The organism is Albidovulum sediminis (assembly GCF_025380365.1).
Classification (GTDB): domain Bacteria; phylum Pseudomonadota; class Alphaproteobacteria; order Rhodobacterales; family Rhodobacteraceae; genus Albidovulum; species Albidovulum sediminis.
Window position 1 is genome coordinate 1,528,301 of record NZ_JAOCQF010000001.1, and the last position, 19,046, is coordinate 1,547,346.

The following is a 19,046-nucleotide window of genomic DNA, read 5'->3' on the forward strand; positions in this document are numbered from 1 at the left end:
TCACCTGTCGGCCTCCGTTGCGGTGTATGCAGCTACGTGCTTGGCAAGAAACAGACCGCCAATCATCCGGCCGGCGACGAACTCCGCGACCGCGATCGAGACGGCAAGGCCCGTTACCACCGCCGCCGCGATGCCCAGCCAGACCCCCCAGATGCCAAGCCCGAGGACGGTGGAGAAGAGCCAGGCGAACAGCGCCACCGCCACCGCCTGACGATAGATCCCGATCCAGAGCGTCCAGAGCGGTTGACGCAGGGCCTGCAGCAGCGAATTCACCGCGAACAGCATCATGTAGAGCGGCAGGATGACCACATCGACATGCAGGTATCCGGTGCCGATGGCGATCACTTCGGGGTCGTCCGTGAACAGGCCCAGCAACAGATGCGCCGAAAGCCACAGCGCCGGGCAGGCGATCGCCATGTAGGCCAGCCCGATCTTCCAGCAGTCGAACACCGCCCGCCGAACCCGGTGGTGGTGGCCTGCGCCAAAGTTCTGCGCCGCTATCGGCAGCAGCGCGCCGGTGACCCCGAAGGCCGGCAGCAGCACAAGCTGCTCGATCCGGAGACCAAGGCCGTAGGCCGCGACCGCCGCCGGGCCGAAGGACTTCATGTAGAACTGCACGACGAAGCCCGCGACCAGCATGACGGCCATGGCGAAGCTGACCGGGGCGAGTTGCACCGCGATTTGCCCCAGCGCGGCGGGTCGCGGCCGGAAATCGCCGCGCGAAAGTTCCCGCCCGAAGGGGCGGCGGAACAGCCGGAAGGCCAAAAAGGCCAGCACGCCGGTCTGGCTGGCCACGGTGGCCGCCGCGATGCCGTCGAAGCCGATCCCGCCAACGACGCCGGGCAGGCCGAACATGAACAGCGGATCAAGGACGAGGTTGGCGAAGAAGGCGGCAATCATCGCCCGGCTCATCGAGACGGTATCGCCCAGCGCCTGAAGGACGCCGTTCAGGCCGAAGCCCAGGACAAAGCCCGGCATGGCCAGCAGCATCACCCGGAAATAGGACAGCGCGAGGTCGCGGTAGGGGCCCGGCTCCGACACCAGCCCGATCAGCATCGGGCCGAGCCACAGCCCGGCGCCCATCAGGATCAGCGAGGCCGCCGCGCCGAAGACGATTCCCTGCCCCGCCAGGCGCCGCGCCTCGGCCCGGTCCTTGCGCCCGATGGCCTGACCGACCAGCGCGCCCATCGCGGAACTCAGCCCGAAACCGACGGTGGAGAGGATGAAGAAGGCGATGAAACCGATGGCAAGTGCTGCCTGCGCGTCGGTCCTGAGCAGCCCCGCGTACCAGACATCGACGACATTGTAGAGCGTGGAAAAGACCATGCCGATCGCCGCAGGCACGGCCAGCGCGCGGAAATGTCCGGGGATGGACCCCGTGGTCAGGTCGCGTTCACCCTCCATCGCCCTGCCCCCTGCCCTGTCCCGCGGGCCAGCCTACGGACGCGCCCTGCCGTCCGCAAGTCGGCTGGCGCACAGAGCGTCCGCGTCCCGCGCACGCTCAGAGACGCACCTGCACCATCCCGTCCTGCACGCGTGCCTCGACCATGCGCAGCGGCAAACGCGCCGGTGCCGCCAGAACCGCGCCCGTGCGCGCATCGAACAGCCCCTGATGCAGCGGGCATTCGATCCGCCGGCCGTCGAAGTAGCCGTCGCAGAGGTTTGCCGCGCCATGGGTGCAGCGGGCGTGAGAAACCGTGATTCCCTCGACGCCGTCGTAGACGGCCAGTTCGCGCGCGCCGAGGCTGACCGGCGTCACGTCCCCCTTCTCCAGATCCGCGACCGCGATCAGGTCTTGCCAGACCCTTTGGCGCGCGCCGGATGCGTCGTTCATTCCCCGGCCTCCGCCCGCAGGTCGGCGCGCGGGGTCCGCCCGGTCAGTTGCCGCAGAATTTCGCGGTGCGCGCCGATGTAGCCACCCGGCTCCACATGCACATATCCCTTCAGCTTGCGGTGCAGCCGGGGCAGCGCGTGGAACGGGACCGAGGCGGCATAGTGGTGTTCGGCGTGGTAGTTCATGTTCCAGCACAGGAAGCGGACGAAGGCGTTGGTCAGGTTCGTGCGGGTATTCTCGCGCATGTCGGCGATGTTGGGACGGCCCACATGCTCGGTCATGCGGATGGCGCGCATCACCGGCTGGCCCAGCAGCGATGGCACGATCCAGTACCAGAGTGCGGCGGTGCTGCCGGTCGCGACCGAACCGGCGAGGATGAGGGCATAGACCGCGACATAGGCGCGCGCCTCGGCGATGACGGTGGCGTGGGCCTCTTTCGGCAGGAACGTCTTGTCGGCGTCCGAGATCCGGCCAAGGGCGCGGGCGAACATGCCGCCGATGTTCGACCGCCAGTAGGGAATCGCGGTGATGTACCACATGTACTTCCAGACCGAGATCGGCAGTTCGATCAGTTCCGGGTCGCGGCCCTTCAGTTGCGTATGGGTGTGGTGGTCGCAGTGCTCATAGCGGAAATACTGGTGCGGGATGGCGATGATAAGGCCGCAAATAGTGCCGAAGACGTCGTTCAGCCAGCGCGTGCGGAACACGGTGTAGTGGCAGCATTCGTGCTGGAGCGCGAAGTGGTGGACGACGACGATCCCGTGCAGGAACATCGCCGGCCAGAGCCAGGGCGTGCCAAGCGTCGCATGCACCAGCGCGGTCGTCGCGGCCAGAAGTACGATCCATCCCGCGAGATGCCGGAAGGCCGGCAGGTCGGACCGCCGCATGAAGGATTTCAGGTCCTGCCGCGTCAGCACGCCGTCGTTCAGCGCCTGCGTTATCGGTGTCTTGACCTCCATCGCGCCGCTCCCCTGCCCTGTGCCGCCGATACCCTGTGAATATACCAGCGCGATAAAAATTTCTCAAAAGGAAATATCAGCCGTCTTCCGCCCGCGTCGAGACGACGGTGAGGAAGCGCACCATCGGCGCGGTCAGGCGGTCGGGCCCATGCGGAGCCTGCGCCTCGAAGGTGACGGTATCGCCGGGGCCAAGATCGAAGACCTCGGTCCCGATGCGGTAGGTCATGCCGCCGTCAAGCACATGGATCAGCTCGACGCCCGCGTTCTGGAACAGGGGCTGGCCCTCGGCCTTGCCCTCGATCGTGATTTCGTAGGCGGTCACCGCCTCGTCCTGCGACACCACCTTGCCGACCAGGCGGTAATCGTGGCCGTAGGTCGACCCCGACCGGCGCACCGCCATCCCCGCGCCCGCGCGGACAAAGGAGACCTCGCGCCGCTCGACCGATGCCGCAAAGAGGTTGGCGATGGGCACCGACAGCGCCCCCGCCAGCTGGTCGAGCGTGGAGAGAGAGGCCGACACCTGCCCCCGCTCGATCTTCGAGATCATGGCAGAGGACACCCGCGCCCGCTCCGCCAGATCGGCGAGCGTCAGGCCCGCGCGCGTGCGCAGCCGCCGCACCGCCTCTCCGACGTGATCCTCGACCCGGCGCCGAGTCATGCCGGCCGGTACGGGTTCTTCGCCGACCGGTCTGCCGACAGGCTTTGCTGGCGCCGTTCGACCAGCGCCTCGATCGCGCCCGCAAGGTGCACTTCCTGGATGTTGTAGTCCCCCCGCGCGACCCGCTGCCGGTGCGCCTCGATCATCACGTCGGCATGGGTGCAGCCCACCGGCGGCTCGAAGCGGTAGCAGGCAAGCTCGACCAGAAGGCCGAGCGGATCGCGGAAATAGATCGAGTCCATGAAGCCCCGGTCCTTCGGGCCGTAGACCTTCACGCCGCGCGCCTCGAGCCGTTCCTTCGCATGGGTAAACGTCGCGTGGCTGACGCTGAAGGCGATGTGGTGGACCGCGCCGGGATCGTTCGGCAGGCGGCGCGCCTCGGGCTTGCGGTCCTCGCTCGTGAAGACGGTGATAAGCCGCCCGTCGCCGGGGTCGAAGTAAAGGTGCCCCTCGCGCGGGTTGTCGAGGTTCGGCTGGTCGAAGACGAAGGGCATCCCCAGCACCCCTTCCCAGAAGTCGATCGAGGTCTGGCGGTCGGCCCCGTTCAGCGTGATGTGGTGAACGCCCTGGCTCTGGATCTTCTGCATCGTCCGGCCCTCCATCCCGGCAGTATGGGCGCCCGGCGCCGGCCGGACAAGCGCAGAGCGGCAAAGGCGCTGTGCGGGGATGCAGGGGTCGGCCGCGGCTCAGCCGGCCAGCAGGTCCTCTGCCGCGGCGCGGGCGGCCTCGGTGACGGTCTCGCCCGAGATCATTCGGGCCAGTTCGTCCACCCGCGCGGCCGGGCTCAGCGCGGTCACTGTCGAGGTGGTCGTGCCCCCCGTTACGCGCTTTTCCACGCGGAAATGGTGGCGGCCCCGCGCCGCGACCTGCGGGCTGTGGGTGACGACCAGGATCTGGGCGCCTTCGGACAGCCGTTCCAGCCTGCGGCCGACCGCGTCCGCGGTGGCCCCGCCCACGCCGCGGTCAATCTCGTCGAAGATCATCGTCAGCGCATCGCCGCCCCGCGCAAGGCAGACCTTGAGCGCAAGGAGAAAGCGCGACAGCTCGCCCCCCGAGGCGATGCGGTTCAAGGGCCCCGCCGGCGCGCCGGGGTTGGTGGCGACGGTGAAGGCCACCGTCTCGGTGCCCTCAGGCCCGGCTTCCGTATCCGTCACCTCGGTCCGGAACACCGCGCGCTCCATCTTCAGGGGGGCGAGTTCCGCGGCAATCGCGCGGTCCAGCGCCCCGGACGCCTTGCGGCGCGCGGCGGAAAGTGACGCTGCGGCCTGCGCATAGTCCCCGGCGGTGCGGTCCACCGCCGCACGCAGCCCCGCGATATCGCGCGCCCCGCCGTCAAGCGCGGCAAGACGGGCGCGCAGGTCGCCCGCGAAAGCGCCCAGATCGTCGGGCAGGACGCCGTGCTTGCGCGCCAGACCGCGGATCGCGAACAGGCGCTCCTCCACCCGCTCCATCTCGCGCGGGTCGTGCGCCAGCCGCTCCAGCGCGCCCTCGACCCCCTGCGCGGCCTCGCCAAGCTCGGTGATCGCCCGCGCAAGTGCCGCCAGCGGTTCGTCCAGCAGCCCCTCGGCCTTCGCTGCCGCGCCGTCGAGCCAGCGGGACGCATCGGCCAGAAGCCCCTCTGCCCCGTCGGGGCCCAGCGCCTGGAAGGCGCGCGCGATGTCCTCGCGGATGCGGACGCCGGCCTGCATCCGGCGGCGGCGGGTGTCAAGCTCCGCCTCCTCTCCCGGCTGGGGGTCGAGCCGGTCAAGCTCTGCCACCGCGTGGCGCAGGTAGTCCTCCTCGGCCCTGAGGGCCGCCAGCCCCGCCTCGGCCTCGGCCAGCGCCCGCCGCGCCTGCCCCAGCGCGGCCCAGGCCCGGCGCACGCCCTCCGTCGCGACCCCGGAGAAGGCATCCAGCATCGCCCGGTGGCCGCGCGGGTCCAGAAGCCCGCGGTCGTCCTGCTGGCCATGCAGCTCCACCAGCGTGTCGGAGAGCGCGCGCAGCACCTCTCCGGTCGTCCGGCGGTCGTTGACATAGGCGGTCTTGCGCCCGTCCGCGGCGTTGACCCGGCGCAGGATCAGTTCGTCCTCGGCGGCAAGCCCCGCCTCCTCCAGCACCCCGCGCGCGGGGTGGCCGGCCGGAAGGTCGAAGACGGCCGTCACCTCGCCCTGCGCGGCGCCCGCGCGCACGAGTTCGGCCCGCCCGCGCCAGCCCAGCACGAAACCCAGGCAGTCGAGCAGGATCGACTTGCCCGCGCCGGTCTCTCCGGTCAGCACGTTAAGTCCGGGCCCGAAGTCGAGCGCCAGCCGGTCGATGAGCAGCATGTCCCGAATCTCAAGCGACCGAAGCATCCTCGCCCCCCGAAGGCCGCGCTTCAGCGCACCGTCACAGCCATTCGCCCTTGACGACCCGGCGGTAGATCGTGGCCAGCCAGCCGTCGCCCTTCACCTCGGGCTGAAGGCCCTTCTGGGTCAGCAGGCGATAGCCGTCCTCGTACCAGACGGTGGACTGGTAGTTGTGGCCCAGGATCGCGCCCGCGGTCTGCGCCTCGTCGGTCAGGCCCAGCGAAAGATAGGCCTCGATCAGGCGGTAGAGCGCCTCGGCCGTGTGGGTGGTGGTCTGGTACTGTTCCACCACGACGCGGAAACGGTTGATGGCGGCAGTGAAATGGCCCCGGCGCAGGTAGTAGCGGCCGATCTCCATCTCCTTCGCCGCCAGGTGGTCGAAGGCAAGATCGAACTTCAGGATCGCCGACTTGGCATAATCGCTGTCGGGATATTCCTCGATCACCGCGCGCAGCGCCTGGAGCGCCTGGAAGGTCAGCCCCTGGTCCCGCCCGACCTCGTCGATCTGGTCATAATAGCTGAGCGCGAGGAGGTACTTGGCGTAGGCCGCATCCTCCTCGGCCGGATAGGTGTCGATGTAGCGTTGCGCGGCGGCGCGGCTATTCTCGTAGTCCTTGTCCTTGTGATAGCCGTAGGCCTGCATGATCAGCGCCCGCTTGGCCATTTCGGAATAGGGATAAAGCCGCTCCACCTCCGAGAAGTAGTGGACGGCGTTCTCGGCCTTGCGCTCAGTCTCGAGCGACTGCTCGCCAAGGCGGAAGATCGATTCGGCGTCCATCTGGTCGAGCGGTACGTCCTGGGTTTCGCCGCCACCGCAGCCGGCCAGTAACAGGACCAGCGCGAGGCCCGCGACACCCTTTGCCGTTCCAATGCCCCGCGCCATCTGCCGCCTACCCCGATTCCGCTTCAATTCTTGATCCGCCGCACCCTTGGGGCGCGCCGGTTCGCCACGTCCTAGCACAGAAAAATCCGGGGCGCAAAACGCCTTTGGCAGGCGCTGCTCAGGCAACGGCCGGGATATCGGCGCGGGTCACACCCACGCCGGGCAGGCGCGCGCGGCGGTCATCGGCGCAGTCGGTGACGCGGAACGCCGCGGGATCAGCGAAAAGCGCGCGCAGAAGACGGTTGGTCATCGCATGGCCGGCGCGGTTGCCGGTGTAGCGGCCAAGAATGGGCGCCCCCGCCAGCGACAGGTCGCCCAGGGCATCGAGCATCTTGTGGCGCACGGCCTCGTCGGCATGGCGCAGTCCGCCGGGGCTCAGCACGCGGTCGCCATCGACGACCACGGCGTTCTCGAACGTTCCCCCGAGCGCGAGGCCATTGGCGCGCATCGCCTCGACATCGCTCTTGCGGCAGAAGGTGCGGCTGTCGGAAAGTTCGCGCACGAAGGTGCCGTTGGCCAGCGTCAGGCGCTTTTCCTGGCGCCCGATGGCGGCATCCGCAAAGTCGATGCGGAAGTCGATCTCGAGCGTTTCGGCCGGCTCGAGCCGCGCGAAGGATGCACCGTTGCGCACCTCGACCGCGCGCAGAACCTCGAAGCAGCGGACACGTTCGCCCAACGACCGAAGCCCGCGCCCGAGGATGCCCGCGACGAAGGGCGCGGCAGAACCGTCGAGGATCGGCACCTCGGGCCCGTCGATCTCGATCAGGGCGTTGTGGATGCCGCAGCCGGCGAGCGCGGCCATGATGTGTTCGATCGTGGACACCGAGACGCCGGCGCCATTCTCGATCCGGGTGCAAAGCTGCGCCGGGATCACCGCGTCCCAGATCGCGGGCACCATCGCGTCGACGCCGACCACGTCGGTGCGGCGGAACCAGACGCCATAGTTGGCCGAGGCCGGGTGCACGCGCATCCGCGCGGGCCGGCCCGAATGCAGGCCGACGCCGGTGAAGGTCGCGGTGGATCTGATGGTCGCCTGCAAGACTGCCCCCGAGAAATTCTGCGCCGAGCGTCAGGCCACGCGGGGCCCGGTTTTCGGCAAGGATCAGGTAACCATCAGTCCTCAAACACACAATTCACTCTTTGCAACGACCTGAAACAAAACCGTCGCATTTTGGCAAAGCGCCGCCAACGACTCGCCCAAGAATCTCAAGGCATTGAATAAAAAAGAAAAAGGGCCGGATCGCTCCGGCCCAGGTAAATGAAATGTTACAGGTTCAGTTCGCTTGCCGGCGCAGGAATGCCGGGATTTCGATGCGCTCCTGATCCGGATCGACCTCCGCCTCCTCCTCGTAGGAGGTATTGACGCGCGGCTGCTGGCGCATGGCCGGCGCTGTCCGCTCGGTGTGTTCGGGCGAATGCCCGGTCATCCGGTTGATCAGCGTGTTGATGCCGAAGCGCGGCCGTTCGGCGGGCTGGGGCGCCCGCGTCGGGGCGACCGGCTGGGCCGCGCGCGGCGCGGGCTGGCGGTTGACCGCGGCCTGAAGCCGGGCCAGCGCCTCGGGGGTCGGCGTGCCGGGGGCACGCGGCCGCGGCGCCACGAAGGCAGAGGCGTCGTCGTCCACATGCACGCTGCGGGCCTGTGCCATCTGCGCCGCGGTCGGCTGCGGCTGATAGGCGGGCGCGGGCAGGTCGTCTTCGGCAGGGGCGTCGAACAGCGTGCGGTCCTGCGCCACGGCGGGCTGCGGCGCGGGTTCGGCACGGACGGATTCGGCTCGGGCGGGCACGGGTTCCGGCTGCGGCGCGGCGGCGGCGCGCGGCGCCTCGACAGGGGCGTGAACCGGGGTCTGCGCGCGCGGCGGCAGCGGTTCGGCCAGCGAGCGGCGCGGCGCCGGCGCTTCGGCCTCGGCCACGGCGGCGTCGATGCCGGTCGCCACGACCGACACCCGCATCACGCCTTCCATCCGGTCATCGAGCGTGGAGCCCACGATGATGTTGGCGTCGGGGTCCACCTCCTCGCGGATGCGGTTCGCGGCCTCGTCCAGTTCGAACAGCGTCAGGTCGGAGCCGCCGGTGATGTTGATCAGAACACCCTTGGCGCCGCGCAGGCTGATCTCGTCCAGCAGCGGGTTGGCAATCGCCTTCTCCGCGGCCTGGATCGCGCGGTCGTCGCCCGCGGCCTCGCCCGTGCCCATCATCGCCTTGCCCATCTCGTCCATTACCGAGCGGACGTCGGCGAAGTCGAGGTTGATCAGGCCCGGACGCACCATCAGGTCGGTCACGCCCTTGACGCCCTGGTAGAGCACGTCGTCGGCCATGGCGAAGGCCTCGGTGAACGTGGTTTTCTCGTTGGCCAGCCGGAACAGGTTCTGGTTGGGGATGATGATCAGCGTATCAACGACCCGCTGGAGCGCCTCGATCCCCTCGTTTGCCTGGCGCATCCGCTTGGCGCCTTCGAACTGGAAGGGTTTCGTCACGACGCCCACGGTCAGCACGCCAAGCTCGCGCGCGGCCTGGGCGATGATCGGGGCAGCGCCCGTGCCGGTGCCGCCGCCCATGCCTGCCGTGATGAAGCACATGTGCGCCCCGGCCAGGTGATCGACGATTTCCTCGATGGTCTCCTCGGCCGCCGCGGCGCCGACCGCCGGGCGCGCACCGGCGCCCAGGCCCTCGGTCACCTTGACACCCATCTGGATGCGCGCATGGGCCTTCGACTGCTGAAGCGCCTGCGCGTCGGTGTTCGCCACGACGAACTCGACCCCTTCGAGCGCCTTGGCGATCATGTTGTTGACCGCGTTGCCGCCCGCGCCGCCCACGCCGAAAACCGTGATCCGCGGCTTCAGTTCCTCGTGCTCGGTCATCGTCAGATTCAATGCCATCGGTTTCCGCCTGTCATGTCGGCCGTTATCGGCCATTTTCCCCCGCAATTGCGGTGATTTTACCGGCTTGCGCCGGCGAGGTCACGAAAAAAACGCCCGCAAGACACAAAATCTAGAGGTGTCGTGTTTGCTTTCGGCGGCATTTCGCCAAACCCTCACGATATTGCGCTTACCAGTTGTCCTTGAACCACCTGACGGCCCGCCGCAGCGACCGCGCTGGATAGCGTTCTGCCGGAATCTCGAAATCCCACCACTCGTCCTGCGGATGCGCGGCGAAAAGGCACAGGCCGACCGAGGAGGAAAACGCCGCCCCCGTGGCCGCCTGCGGCAGGCCCTGGACGCGCAGCGGGCGGCCGAGACGCACGTTCTGGCCGAGGATTCGCGCGGCCAGCCCATCGAGGCCGGGGATCTGGCTGGCGCCCCCGGTCAGCACGACCTGCTGGCTTGGCAACTGGTCGAATCCCGCCGCGTCGAGGATGGCGCGGACCTCCTCGAGGATCTCCTCCACCCGCGGGCGCATGATGCCGATCAGTTCGGTCCGGCTGACCCGGCGGCGGTCCTTTTCCCAGTCGCCGCTGTCGCCGCCGATCTCGATCATCTCGCGGTCGTCCATCCCGGTCGCATGCACCCCGCCGTGGACGGTCTTGATCCGCTCGGCGATGGCGAAGGGCACCTGGAGGCCCTTGGCGATGTCGGAGGTGACGTGATCGCCCCCCATTCGCACGCTTTCGGCAAAGATCATGTGCTTCTTGATGAAGATCGACAGGCCGGTGGCGCCGCCGCCCATGTCGATGCAGACCGCGCCCAGTTCCTGTTCGTCCTCGACAAGGCTCGAAAGACCCGAGGCATAGGCCGACGACGCGATCCCGGCAAGCTCCAGGTCGCAGCGCTTGATGCAGTAAAGCAGGTTCTGCACCGCGGCGGTGTCGATCGTCAGCAGGTGCATGTCGACGGCCAGCCGGTTGCCGACATGACCGCGCGGATCGCCGAAGCCGGTGCGGTGATCAACGGCGAAGTTGACCGGGTGGGCGTGCACCACCTCGCGCCCGCCGCCGTAGTCCGGCACGTCGCAGGCGGCGAGCACGCGCGCCACGTCATGCTCGCTGACCTGCCCTTCGGTCAGCTGGACCTCGCCGGCAAGCCCGTAGCTGCGCGGATGGGCGCCGGAGAAGCAGGCGATGACGTGGTCGACCCGGACCTGCGCCATCTTCTGCGCCGCCTGCACCGCGGTGCGGATCGCGCGTTCGGTTTCCGCCATCGCGTCGATCTCGCCGAATCGCACCCCGCGCGAGCGTGTGGTCGCCGCGCCGATGACGCGGAACTGCGACTGCCCGGCGAGCGGGCCAAGACCGTCCTCGCGGTCCGGTTCCGGCCCGTCGAACTTCAGCACGAGGCAGGCGATCTTCGACGTTCCCACGTCGAGGATCGCGATCACGCCCCGCTGCATGGCGGCGCGGCGCATGTTCCGCATGGCCCGTTGCGACTGATAGAGGTCCGTCATTGCCCGCTCACCTTCGTCTCGTCCAGAACCTCGCCCCGAAGCGTGGCCATCGCGGCCGCGCTCAACCGGATCGTGGGGCGGTAATCGTTGCGCAGATCAACCACGGCGACATCGCGCGCGAGCAGGTCCTCGGCGCGGTCCAGTTCGATCACCCGGTTCAGTGCCGCGATCGCACCCGTCTCGGGCAGCAGGATCCGCTGGTCGCGGTCCAGCACCAGGTCCCAGCGCCGCTCACCCATCAGCACCAGACCCCGCAGCCGTGGCGCAAGCGGCCGCGCCGCCGCCAGCAGCGTCAGCGCTTCGGGCACGCGGTCCTCCGCCCCCTCGCCCGCGATGACGGCCAGGTCGGGCCGCGCCTCGCGCGCGGTCAGCGTGGCCACGCGGTGCCCCCTCGCGTCCAGCATCTCGAGCCGGCCCGAGGCGGTGCGCCACAGGATCGCCGGCTGGCGTTCGGTAACGTCGACCTGCAGCACCCCGCCGGGGCGGATGCGCAGGTCGACCGCCGCGACGGCGTCGATCTGGGCGATGGCGGCGCGGAAGGTCTCGAGGTCGATGCGGAAGGACGAGGCCGGAAGCGCGACAGGCAGCATCGACCGGATGCCCTCCGCCACCGGCTCGGACGCACCGTCGATGCGCATCAGGGTGACCATGAATTCCGGCCGTTCCTGCAACTCCCGCTTGATGTCCGCGATGCCGGAGACCAGATCGCCGCGGCGCCCGTCGTCCTTCAGGTAGAGTCCGACGGAAAGCGCCAGCGCCAGCGCCGGCAGGCCGACCCGGGTGAAGCGACGGACGAGCGGCGTCAGCCAGAGACGGTTCAGCCGGTAGGCCAGACGCGACGGCGCCGGATCCTGCCAGCCTTCGCCCCGCTCTCCCTTCAGCGCCCGCATGACGCATCCTCCACGATCCAGCGGCAGAGGTCGGCAAAGCTCATCCCCTCGGCCGCCGCCTGTTCGGGGGCGAGCGAGGTGGGCGTCATGCCCGGCTGGGTGTTGGTCTCGAGGATGTAAAGCCCGCCGAGACCGCGGCTGTCGTCCCAGCGGAAGTCGGACCGGGAAAGCCCACTGCACCCCAGCGCGCGGTGGGCGCGCAGCGCGTAGTCGCGGCAGGCCGCCGTGATTTCGGCCGGAATCTCGGCCGGGCAGACGTGGCGCGACCCGCCGGGGGCATACTTGGCGTGGTAGTCGTACCAGCCCGCGGTGACGATCTCGGTCACGCAGAAGGCGCGGTCACCGAGGACCGCGCAGGTCAGCTCCCGCCCCGGAACATAGGTTTCCACCATCACCTCGTCCGGCATCTCGGGGCCAAGCTGCGGCGGCGTGTTGGCATTCGCCGGCACGATGTAGACGCCAACCGAAGACCCTTCGGCGTTCGGCTTGACGACATAGGGCGTCGCCATGACGTGGCGCGCCATCACCTCGGACCGGGGCGCGATCAGGCTTTCGACGACCGGCAGTCCGGCCGCGGCAAAGGCGGCCTTGGCGCGGGTCTTGTCCATGGCAAGCGCGGAGGCGAGAACGCCCGAGTGGGTATAGGCGAGCCCGAGCCATTCGAGCAGGCCCTGCACGCAGCCATCCTCTCCCCAGCGGCCATGCAGCGCGTTGAAGCAGACATCGGGGACGATCTCGGACAGGCGCGCGGCAAGGTCGCGGCCGGCATCGACCTCGACCACCTCGTAACCCGCCTCCCGCAGCGCGGCGGCGCATTCGCGCCCGCTGACAAGCGAAACCTCGCGCTCGGCCGAGCGCCCGCCCATCAGTACCGCAACCTTGGGGGCTGTCCTGCTCGACCTGCCCGCCAATTCCGCCTCTGCCCGGGGCTTTTGCGCCCCTGTTATCGGGCCTTTTCGGCCCTGATTTCGTTCACTTATCCGCCGCCGGTTCGCCGACGCGCATGATTTCCCACTCTAGCCTCAAACCGCTCTGTTGGAAAACCTTTTTTCTGACCTCCTCGCCCAATCCTTCCAGATCGGCGGCGGTGGCCCCGCCGGCGTTGATGAGGAAGTTCGAATGCTTCACGCTCATCTCCGCGCCGCCGCGCCGCGCGCCGCGCATTCCCGCGTCGTCGATCAGCTTCCACGCCTTGAGGTCGTGCGTGTCGTCCGCCCGCCCGGTCGAGGAAAACCCGGCCGGATTGCGGAAGGTGGAGCCTGCCGAGCGCTCCTTCGTCGGCTGGCTCGCGTCGCGCCGCGCGATCTGGTCCTCCATCTTCGCGGCCAGCGCGGCAGGGTCGCCCGAGGGCCCCTCGAAGGTGGCGCCGGTGATGACCCAGCCTTCGGGCAGGTCGGTCTGGCGATAGCGGAAGTTCAGGTCGCGCGCCGTCAGCGTGACGCGGCGGCCGTCCCGCGCGATAGCGGTGGCAGAGACGAAATGATCTGCGACATAGGACCCGTAGCAGCCCGCGTTCATGCGGACCGCGCCGCCGATGGCGCCGGGAATGGTGCGCAGGAAGGTCAGGTCCACCCCCGCCTCCGCCGCGCGGCGCGCGACATGGGCGTCGAGCGCCGCCGCCCCGGCCGTCACCCGCCGCCCCTGAACCTCGATCGCGTTGAAGCCGCGCCCCAGCCGGACGACCACTGCCCGGATGCCGCCATCGCGCACGATCAGGTTCGACCCGACCCCCATCGGAAACACCGCCACCCGCGGGTCGAGGGCGGCCAGGAAGGCGGCCAGGTCCGCCTCGTCCGCCGGCTGGAACAGCCAGTCCGCCGGCCCGCCCACGCGCAGCCAGGTCAGATCGGCCAGCGGCCGGTCGGGCGTCAGTTGCCCGCGCACGGGCGGCATTGCGGTCATCGGGCAGGTTCCGAACAGACAAAAGGGGCCGTCGCCGGCCCCTTGCCAGAAATCAGATCGGCAATCCGCACACAAGTGCGGGCATGCACGGAAATCAGAAGGCGGTATCCACGATGGTGCTGCCACCGCCACCGCCCGACGACGAAGCCGCCGCGGCAATCAGCAGCAAGAGCAGCAGGGGAATGACGATCCCCGCGTTCGAAGAGCTTGCGGCCTCGACGACCGGCTCTTCCTCCATGATCGGCTCGGCCATGCCGCCCGCGAAGGCCGCCCCCGAAACCAGGACCAGCGCCGCGGCGCCGGCCAGAACTTTCGACTTCATCTTTACCTCCAGCACAGGGTTGAGAACTGTCTTGCCTTAACGAACTTGCGCCGAACCGCCGCCCGAGGACGAAGCCGCCGCCGCGATCAGCAGCAGGAGCAGCAGGGGAATGACGATCCCCGCGTTCGACGAACTTGCGGCCTCGACGACCGGTTCCTCTTCCATGACCGGCTCGGCCATGCCGCCTGCATGACCCACACCCGACATCAGCATCAGGGCCGCAGCACCGGCCACCAGCTTCGACTTCATTCCGATCTCCCGATCCAGACGGTTGCCGTCACGCCAAGGCCACGGGGCCACGGCACCCTTCCTCTCAGCCCGGCGTCTGCACAGGTCCGCCACCACCCGACGAAGCCGCCGCCGCGATCAGCAGCAAGAGCAGCAGGGGAATGACGATCCCCGCGTTCGACGAACTTGCGGCCTCGACGACCGGTTCCTCTTCCATGACCGGCTCGGCCATGCCGCCTGCATGGCCCACACCCGACATCAGCATCAGGGCCGCAGCACTTCCTAGAAGTCTGGCTTTCATCAATCGCTCCTGTCCCAAAGCCCGGAAAGCGGATGCTATTCCGGGGAAATCCCGCTGCCGCCGCCCGAGGACGCCGCCGCAGCGACCAGAAGAAGCAGCAGCAGCGGAATGACGATCCCCGCGTTCGAGGCGCTTGCCGCCTCGACCACGGGCTCATCCTCCATGATCGGCTCGGCCATGCCGCCCGCCAGACCCGGCCCCGCCGTCAGCGCAAAGATCGCCAGCGCCGCAACAATCTTACCCCGCATCACGTTCTCCCCTGTCCCCGAATGGGCAAATACAACGTAAGGCTGCGTCCATCACGAGATTGTGTCAATCGTGATGATGCGGGGAGGCGCTTTTTGCAGGCAGATGATGCGCGTTTGTCCCCGGGACAAAGGGCGCGACCATGCGATCGGCGTTCGGGACGGCACGGCGGGCCGCCGGCCGCGCCAGTTTGCCGCCCTTGCGGCGGCGCGTCCCCGGCGAGGGGAACGCGACGGGAATCGGCGCCTCAGCCGTTCAGGCGGCCGGGCAAGGCATTTGCCCAGGCGCTGATCGTGCCCGCGCCCAGACAGACGACCATGTCGCCCGGGCGGGCCTGCTCGCGCACCAGGCGTTCGAGGTCCGCCTCGTCCATGATGGCGCGGGCGTGGCGGTGGCCGTGGGCGATCAGCCCGGCCACCAGGTCGTCGCGCGAGGCGCCGGGGATCGGGTCCTCTCCGGCGGCGTAGACTTCGGCGATGGCGACCACGTCGGCCTCGTTGAAGCAGGTGCAGAAATCCTCGAACAGGCTCGACAGCCGGGTGTAGCGGTGCGGCTGATGGACGGCGATGACGCGGCCCTTCGTCGCCTGCCGCGCGGCCCGGAGCACAGCAGCGATTTCCACCGGGTGATGGCCGTAGTCGTCGATGATGGTGACGCCGCCCACCTCGCCCACCTTGGTGAAGCGGCGGTTGACGCCGCCGAAGGCCGCCAGCGCCTCGCGTATCTCGTCCTTCTTCATGCCGAGGTGCCGTGCGACCGCGATCGCGGCCAGCGCGTTCGAGACGTTGTGGTCGCCCGGCATCGGCAGGGTGCAGCCTTCGATGTGCGAATCCGCGCCTTCGCCCTGAAGCAGCACATCGAAGAGCGACTTGCCGTCCTTGAAGGTCAGGTTCACGGCACGCACATCGGCCTGCGCGTTGAAGCCGAAGGTGACGATGCGGCGGTCGGTGACCCGGCCCACCAGCGCCTGCACCTCGGGGTGATCGGTGCAGCAGACCGCGAGCCCGTAGAAGGGAATGTTGGAGACGAAGTCGTAGAAGCCCTTTCGCAGCGCCTCGATCGTGCCCCAGTGTTCCATGTGCTCGGGGTCGATGTTGGTGACGATCGCGATGGTGGCGGGCAGGCGGTTGAAGCTGCCGTCGCTTTCGTCGGCCTCGACCACCATCCATTCGCCCGCCCCCGCCCGCGCGTTCGAGCCGTAGGCGTGGATGATGCCGCCGTTGATCACGGTCGGGTCGAAGCCGCCCTTGTCCAGCAGCGTGGCGACCATCGTCGTCGTCGTGGTCTTGCCGTGCGTCCCGGCGATGGCGACGTTCGACTTGAGCCGCATGAGTTCGGCCAGCATCTCGGCCCGGCGCACGACGGGCAGGCCGCGGCGGCGCGCCTCCTCAAGCTCGGGATTGCCCTTGCGGATCGCCGAGGAGATCACGACCACGGCCGCCTCGCCGACGTTCTCGGCCCGCTGGCCCTCGAAGACCACGGCGCCGAGCGAGGCGAGCCGCTCGGTGATCTTCGAGGCCTTCGCATCCGACCCCTGCACCCGGTAGCCCAGCGTCATCAGCACCTCGGCGATACCCGACATGCCAATGCCGCCGATGCCGACGAAATGGATGGGGCCAAGCTCTCCGGGAAGTTTCGTCGCTGCTGCGCTCATCTCGCTTCTTTCGCTGCCAGGGACTCGACCATCGCGGCAAGGCGCCCGGTCGCGTCCGGGATGCCGTAGGCGAGCGCCGCATGGGCCATCTTCACCGCGGCATCGGGGTGTTCGAGGATCGCGGCGACATGGCCGGAAAGCGTGGCCGCGTCAAGCCGGCTTTCGGGGATCAGCACCGCGGCGTCGGCGGCGGCAAGGCCATGCGCGTTGGCGCTCTGATGATCGCCCGCGGCGGCGGCGAAGGGAACGAGGATGGAAGGGCGGCCGATCACCGTGATGTCGGCGACCGAGGACGCCCCCGCGCGCGAGATGACCAGTTGCGCCTCGCACAGGCGGCGGGGCACGTCGGCGAAGAATGGCGCCACCTCGGCCTTGATCCCGGCCGCGGCATAGGCGGCCTCGACGCGGTCGCGGTCCTCGGGACGGGCCTGGTGGGCGACGCGCAGAAGCCCGCGCAGGCCCTCGGGCAGCGCGCCAAGGGCGACGGGCACGACATCGGACAGGATGCGCGCGCCCTGGCTGCCGCCGATCACCAGAAGGCTGAGCGGATAGTCCCCCGGCGGAATGTAGGGCGACCCCGCGCGGTCCAGCACCGCGGCGCGGACGGGGTTGCCGGTATGGCTGGCATCGACGCCCTCGGGAAGCTGGGTGGGCCAGGTGCCGCAGGCGATCCGGTGGACCCGGCGCGCGAAGATCCGGTTCACGCGGCCGAGGACGCCGTTCTGTTCATGGATCATCCGCGGCAGGCGCAGGATCGTCGCCGCGGCCAGCGCGGGAATGGTCGGATAGCCGCCGAAGCCGACGACGACGGCGGGCCGGTCACGGCGGAGCGCCCAGAGCGCCGAAAGCACGCCGCCCGCGATGCGGAACGGCGCGATGAGCTTGGCCGCCACGCCGCCCCTCGCGAAGGTGGCGGAGGCGACCGTCTCGATCTCCACGTCCTTCGGGAACCCGCCGACATAGCGCGCGCCGCGCTCGTCGGTGGAAAGCTTTACCCGCCAGCCCTGCGCCAGCATCGCCTCGGCCAGGGCCTGGGCCGGAAACATGTGCCCGCCGGTGCCCCCGGCAGCGATCAGCAGCAAGCGCGCCATCAGCGCCCCCGCCGGCCGATGATGTCGCCCATCCGGCCCTGCGGCCGCGCGCGGGTGAAGGCCAGGAGCATCCCCACCGCGATGCCGCTGGCGATGACCGAGGAGCCGCCGTAGCTGACGAAGGGCAGCGTCATGCCCTTGGCCGGCAGCAGCCGCACCGCGACGCCCATGTTGATCAGCGCCTGCACCCCGAAGGCGCAGGCCAGGCCGGTGCCGGCGATGCGGATGAAGGGATCGCGTTCCCTCATCAGCCGGAAGAGCGAGCGCACGGTGACGAAGGCATAAAGCGCGATGATCGCCAGAACCATGATCAGGCCGTATTCCTCGGCCGCGACGGCGATGATGAAGTCGGTATGCGCGTCGGGCAGCGACCACTTTACCGTCCCCTCGCCCACGCCGACGCCGAAGATGCCGCCTTCCTGGATCGCGTTCGTGGCATAGCCGATCTGCGTGCGCGGGTCTATTTCCGATGACAGGAACCCGTCGATCCGGCGGGCGAAATGCTCCGACCCGTTGTAGGCGGCGAGGCCGCCCGCGACGACCATGCCGGCCACCACCGTCAGCAGGAGGAAGGGCGCGCCGCCGACGAAATACATCACCCCCCAGGCGAAGAGGACAAGGCAGGCCTGCCCGAAGTCCGGCTGCAGCGCGAGGAAGAGGACGATGACGAGCGTCAGCACGAAGGAATAGAGCCGCCCCGGCGGGCCGTTGATTTCCTGCGCCGCCGCCATCAGCCAGGCGGTCAGGACGACATAGCCGGGCTTGAGGAACTCCGAGGGCTGGAACGAGGCGAAACCGAGCGAATACCAGCGCACCGCGCCCTTGCCGAAATCGGTGCCGAAGAGCGGCAGGAAGACGAGCGCGGCGAAGGCGACCAGAAAACCGAGGACACCCAGCCGCCGCACCATGTCGGGCGACAACATCGAGGTGACGGTCATCGCCACGATGGCCATGATCCCGAAGGCCGCCTGCCGGGTGACGTAGTAGAACGGGTTCAGGCCGTTCTTCTCCGCCAGCGGCACCGAGGCCGCCAGCCCGAGTAGAAGACCAAGGCCGAAAAGCGCGATCACCGCACCCAGCGCCCAACGGTCGATCGTGCGCCACCAGCGTGGAAGAATGGGCTCACCCGCGCGCGCGGGGATGGAGCCAAAGACCATCTCAGTCATGGGATACCGCCGTCACTGCCTCTGTCCGCCCGTTTTCCGGGTCTGTGGCAAAGTCTAGCGAAGTGTCGGTGGAAACGCCAGAAAAGTCTTTCCCCGGCAAAGCGGGAAACGCGGCGCCGGCGGGCATCCGCGCGCAGGCCGGCGCGGGGTGGCGGGGAAATGGAAAGGCCGCCGGCAGGGAACCGGCGGCCATGTATGGAAAGGGCGTGAC

General features: G+C 69.0%; 20 protein-coding genes. All 20 read right to left on the reverse strand.

From position 1 onward, the window contains the following. The 20 genes from N5I32_RS07655 to N5I32_RS07750 all read right to left on the reverse strand — a co-directional run bounded on the left by N5I32_RS07655 (position 1) and on the right by N5I32_RS07750 (position 18,835). Positions 1-1,404 (reverse strand): MATE family efflux transporter, encoded by a 1,404-nt coding sequence (locus N5I32_RS07655; RefSeq protein ID WP_261494806.1) that lies wholly within the window; start codon positions 1,402-1,404, stop codon positions 1-3. A gap of 97 nt (positions 1,405-1,501) precedes the next feature. Further along, a complete protein-coding gene (locus N5I32_RS07660; RefSeq protein ID WP_261494807.1) occupies positions 1,502-1,834 on the reverse strand; it encodes a Rieske 2Fe-2S domain-containing protein in 333 nt (110 codons plus the stop codon). Next, positions 1,831-2,793, reverse strand: coding sequence for a fatty acid desaturase family protein (locus N5I32_RS07665; RefSeq protein ID WP_261494808.1), 963 nt, complete (start codon positions 2,791-2,793; stop codon positions 1,831-1,833). Before N5I32_RS07665 ends, N5I32_RS07660 begins: the two co-directional genes overlap by 4 nt. Before the next feature lie 76 nt (positions 2,794-2,869). After that, positions 2,870-3,451, reverse strand: a complete 582-nt coding sequence (locus N5I32_RS07670) for a helix-turn-helix domain-containing protein (protein ID WP_261494809.1) — start codon at positions 3,449-3,451, stop codon at positions 2,870-2,872. Beyond that, positions 3,448-4,038 carry a VOC family protein gene (locus tag N5I32_RS07675; RefSeq protein ID WP_261494810.1) on the reverse strand — a complete coding sequence of 197 codons (591 nt, stop codon included), beginning with the start codon at positions 4,036-4,038 and terminating at the stop codon, positions 3,448-3,450. The genes N5I32_RS07670 and N5I32_RS07675 overlap by 4 nt, the downstream gene beginning before the upstream one ends. Before the next feature lie 99 nt (positions 4,039-4,137). After that, positions 4,138-5,781 carry a DNA repair protein RecN gene (gene recN, locus N5I32_RS07680; protein WP_261494811.1) on the reverse strand — a complete coding sequence of 548 codons (1,644 nt, stop codon included), beginning with the start codon at positions 5,779-5,781 and terminating at the stop codon, positions 4,138-4,140. A 34-nt stretch (positions 5,782-5,815) separates the two neighbouring features. Beyond that, entirely contained in the window at positions 5,816-6,658 is an 843-nt protein-coding gene (locus tag N5I32_RS07685; RefSeq protein WP_261494812.1) for an outer membrane protein assembly factor BamD, read from the reverse strand. A 118-nt stretch (positions 6,659-6,776) separates the two neighbouring features. Then, positions 6,777-7,697: a UDP-3-O-acyl-N-acetylglucosamine deacetylase gene (gene lpxC, locus N5I32_RS07690; protein ID WP_261494813.1), complete on the reverse strand. Its 921-nt coding sequence runs from the start codon at positions 7,695-7,697 to the stop codon at positions 6,777-6,779. 235 nt (positions 7,698-7,932) lie between these two features. Then, positions 7,933-9,534: a cell division protein FtsZ gene (gene ftsZ / locus N5I32_RS07695; RefSeq protein WP_261494814.1), complete on the reverse strand. Its 1,602-nt coding sequence runs from the start codon at positions 9,532-9,534 to the stop codon at positions 7,933-7,935. A gap of 169 nt (positions 9,535-9,703) precedes the next feature. Then, positions 9,704-11,035: a cell division protein FtsA gene (gene ftsA, locus N5I32_RS07700; RefSeq protein ID WP_261494815.1), complete on the reverse strand. Its 1,332-nt coding sequence runs from the start codon at positions 11,033-11,035 to the stop codon at positions 9,704-9,706. Next, complete coding sequence (locus tag N5I32_RS07705; protein WP_261494816.1) at positions 11,032-11,925, reverse strand: cell division protein FtsQ/DivIB; 894 nt, start codon at positions 11,923-11,925, stop codon at positions 11,032-11,034. Before N5I32_RS07705 ends, ftsA begins: the two co-directional genes overlap by 4 nt. Then, on the reverse strand, positions 11,913-12,836 hold the full coding sequence (locus N5I32_RS07710) for a D-alanine--D-alanine ligase (protein ID WP_261494817.1): 924 nt from the start codon (positions 12,834-12,836) through the stop codon (positions 11,913-11,915). Before N5I32_RS07710 ends, N5I32_RS07705 begins: the two co-directional genes overlap by 13 nt. Positions 12,837-12,897: 61 nt before the next feature. After that, a complete protein-coding gene (gene murB / locus N5I32_RS07715; protein WP_261494818.1) occupies positions 12,898-13,827 on the reverse strand; it encodes a UDP-N-acetylmuramate dehydrogenase in 930 nt (309 codons plus the stop codon). Between the two features lie 94 nt (positions 13,828-13,921). Beyond that, entirely contained in the window at positions 13,922-14,149 is a 228-nt protein-coding gene (locus N5I32_RS07720) for a hypothetical protein (RefSeq protein WP_261494819.1), read from the reverse strand. A gap of 36 nt (positions 14,150-14,185) precedes the next feature. Beyond that, entirely contained in the window at positions 14,186-14,398 is a 213-nt protein-coding gene (locus N5I32_RS07725; RefSeq protein WP_261494820.1) for a hypothetical protein, read from the reverse strand. A 64-nt stretch (positions 14,399-14,462) separates the two neighbouring features. Further along, positions 14,463-14,678, reverse strand: a complete 216-nt coding sequence (locus tag N5I32_RS07730; protein WP_261494821.1) for a hypothetical protein — start codon at positions 14,676-14,678, stop codon at positions 14,463-14,465. Positions 14,679-14,713: 35 nt separating this feature from the next. Continuing rightward, entirely contained in the window at positions 14,714-14,926 is a 213-nt protein-coding gene (locus N5I32_RS07735; protein WP_261494822.1) for a hypothetical protein, read from the reverse strand. A 245-nt stretch (positions 14,927-15,171) separates the two neighbouring features. Next, positions 15,172-16,578, reverse strand: coding sequence for a UDP-N-acetylmuramate--L-alanine ligase (gene murC, locus N5I32_RS07740; protein ID WP_261494823.1), 1,407 nt, complete (start codon positions 16,576-16,578; stop codon positions 15,172-15,174). Then, a complete protein-coding gene (locus N5I32_RS07745; RefSeq protein ID WP_261494824.1) occupies positions 16,575-17,669 on the reverse strand; it encodes a UDP-N-acetylglucosamine--N-acetylmuramyl-(pentapeptide) pyrophosphoryl-undecaprenol N-acetylglucosamine transferase in 1,095 nt (364 codons plus the stop codon). Before N5I32_RS07745 ends, murC begins: the two co-directional genes overlap by 4 nt. Beyond that, a complete protein-coding gene (locus N5I32_RS07750; RefSeq protein ID WP_261494825.1) occupies positions 17,669-18,835 on the reverse strand; it encodes an FtsW/RodA/SpoVE family cell cycle protein in 1,167 nt (388 codons plus the stop codon). Before N5I32_RS07750 ends, N5I32_RS07745 begins: the two co-directional genes overlap by 1 nt. Positions 18,836-19,046 lie beyond the last annotated feature (211 nt).

Bases quoted from the DNA above. Each gene is read 5' to 3' on its own strand.
- N5I32_RS07675 (WP_261494810.1), bottom strand. From the start codon at position 4,038: ATGCAGAAGATCCAGAGCCAGGGCGTTCACCACATCACGCTGAACGGG.
- murB (WP_261494818.1), bottom strand. From the start codon at position 13,827: ATGACCGCAATGCCGCCCGTGCGCGGGCAACTGACGCCCGACCGGCCG.
- N5I32_RS07670 (WP_261494809.1), bottom strand. From the start codon at position 3,451: ATGACTCGGCGCCGGGTCGAGGATCACGTCGGAGAGGCGGTGCGGCGG.
- N5I32_RS07665 (WP_261494808.1), bottom strand. From the start codon at position 2,793: ATGGAGGTCAAGACACCGATAACGCAGGCGCTGAACGACGGCGTGCTG.
- N5I32_RS07660 (WP_261494807.1), bottom strand. From the start codon at position 1,834: ATGAACGACGCATCCGGCGCGCGCCAAAGGGTCTGGCAAGACCTGATC.
- N5I32_RS07725 (WP_261494820.1), bottom strand. From the start codon at position 14,398: ATGAAGTCGAAGCTGGTGGCCGGTGCTGCGGCCCTGATGCTGATGTCG.
- N5I32_RS07705 (WP_261494816.1), bottom strand. From the start codon at position 11,925: ATGCGGGCGCTGAAGGGAGAGCGGGGCGAAGGCTGGCAGGATCCGGCG.
- ftsZ (WP_261494814.1), bottom strand. From the start codon at position 9,534: ATGGCATTGAATCTGACGATGACCGAGCACGAGGAACTGAAGCCGCGG.
- N5I32_RS07655 (WP_261494806.1), bottom strand. From the start codon at position 1,404: ATGGAGGGTGAACGCGACCTGACCACGGGGTCCATCCCCGGACATTTC.
- recN (WP_261494811.1), bottom strand. From the start codon at position 5,781: ATGCTTCGGTCGCTTGAGATTCGGGACATGCTGCTCATCGACCGGCTG.
- ftsA (WP_261494815.1), bottom strand. From the start codon at position 11,035: ATGACGGACCTCTATCAGTCGCAACGGGCCATGCGGAACATGCGCCGC.
- N5I32_RS07750 (WP_261494825.1), bottom strand. From the start codon at position 18,835: ATGACTGAGATGGTCTTTGGCTCCATCCCCGCGCGCGCGGGTGAGCCC.
- murC (WP_261494823.1), bottom strand. From the start codon at position 16,578: ATGAGCGCAGCAGCGACGAAACTTCCCGGAGAGCTTGGCCCCATCCAT.
- N5I32_RS07720 (WP_261494819.1), bottom strand. From the start codon at position 14,149: ATGAAGTCGAAAGTTCTGGCCGGCGCCGCGGCGCTGGTCCTGGTTTCG.
- N5I32_RS07735 (WP_261494822.1), bottom strand. From the start codon at position 14,926: ATGCGGGGTAAGATTGTTGCGGCGCTGGCGATCTTTGCGCTGACGGCG.
- N5I32_RS07745 (WP_261494824.1), bottom strand. From the start codon at position 17,669: ATGGCGCGCTTGCTGCTGATCGCTGCCGGGGGCACCGGCGGGCACATG.
- N5I32_RS07685 (WP_261494812.1), bottom strand. From the start codon at position 6,658: ATGGCGCGGGGCATTGGAACGGCAAAGGGTGTCGCGGGCCTCGCGCTG.
- N5I32_RS07730 (WP_261494821.1), bottom strand. From the start codon at position 14,678: ATGAAAGCCAGACTTCTAGGAAGTGCTGCGGCCCTGATGCTGATGTCG.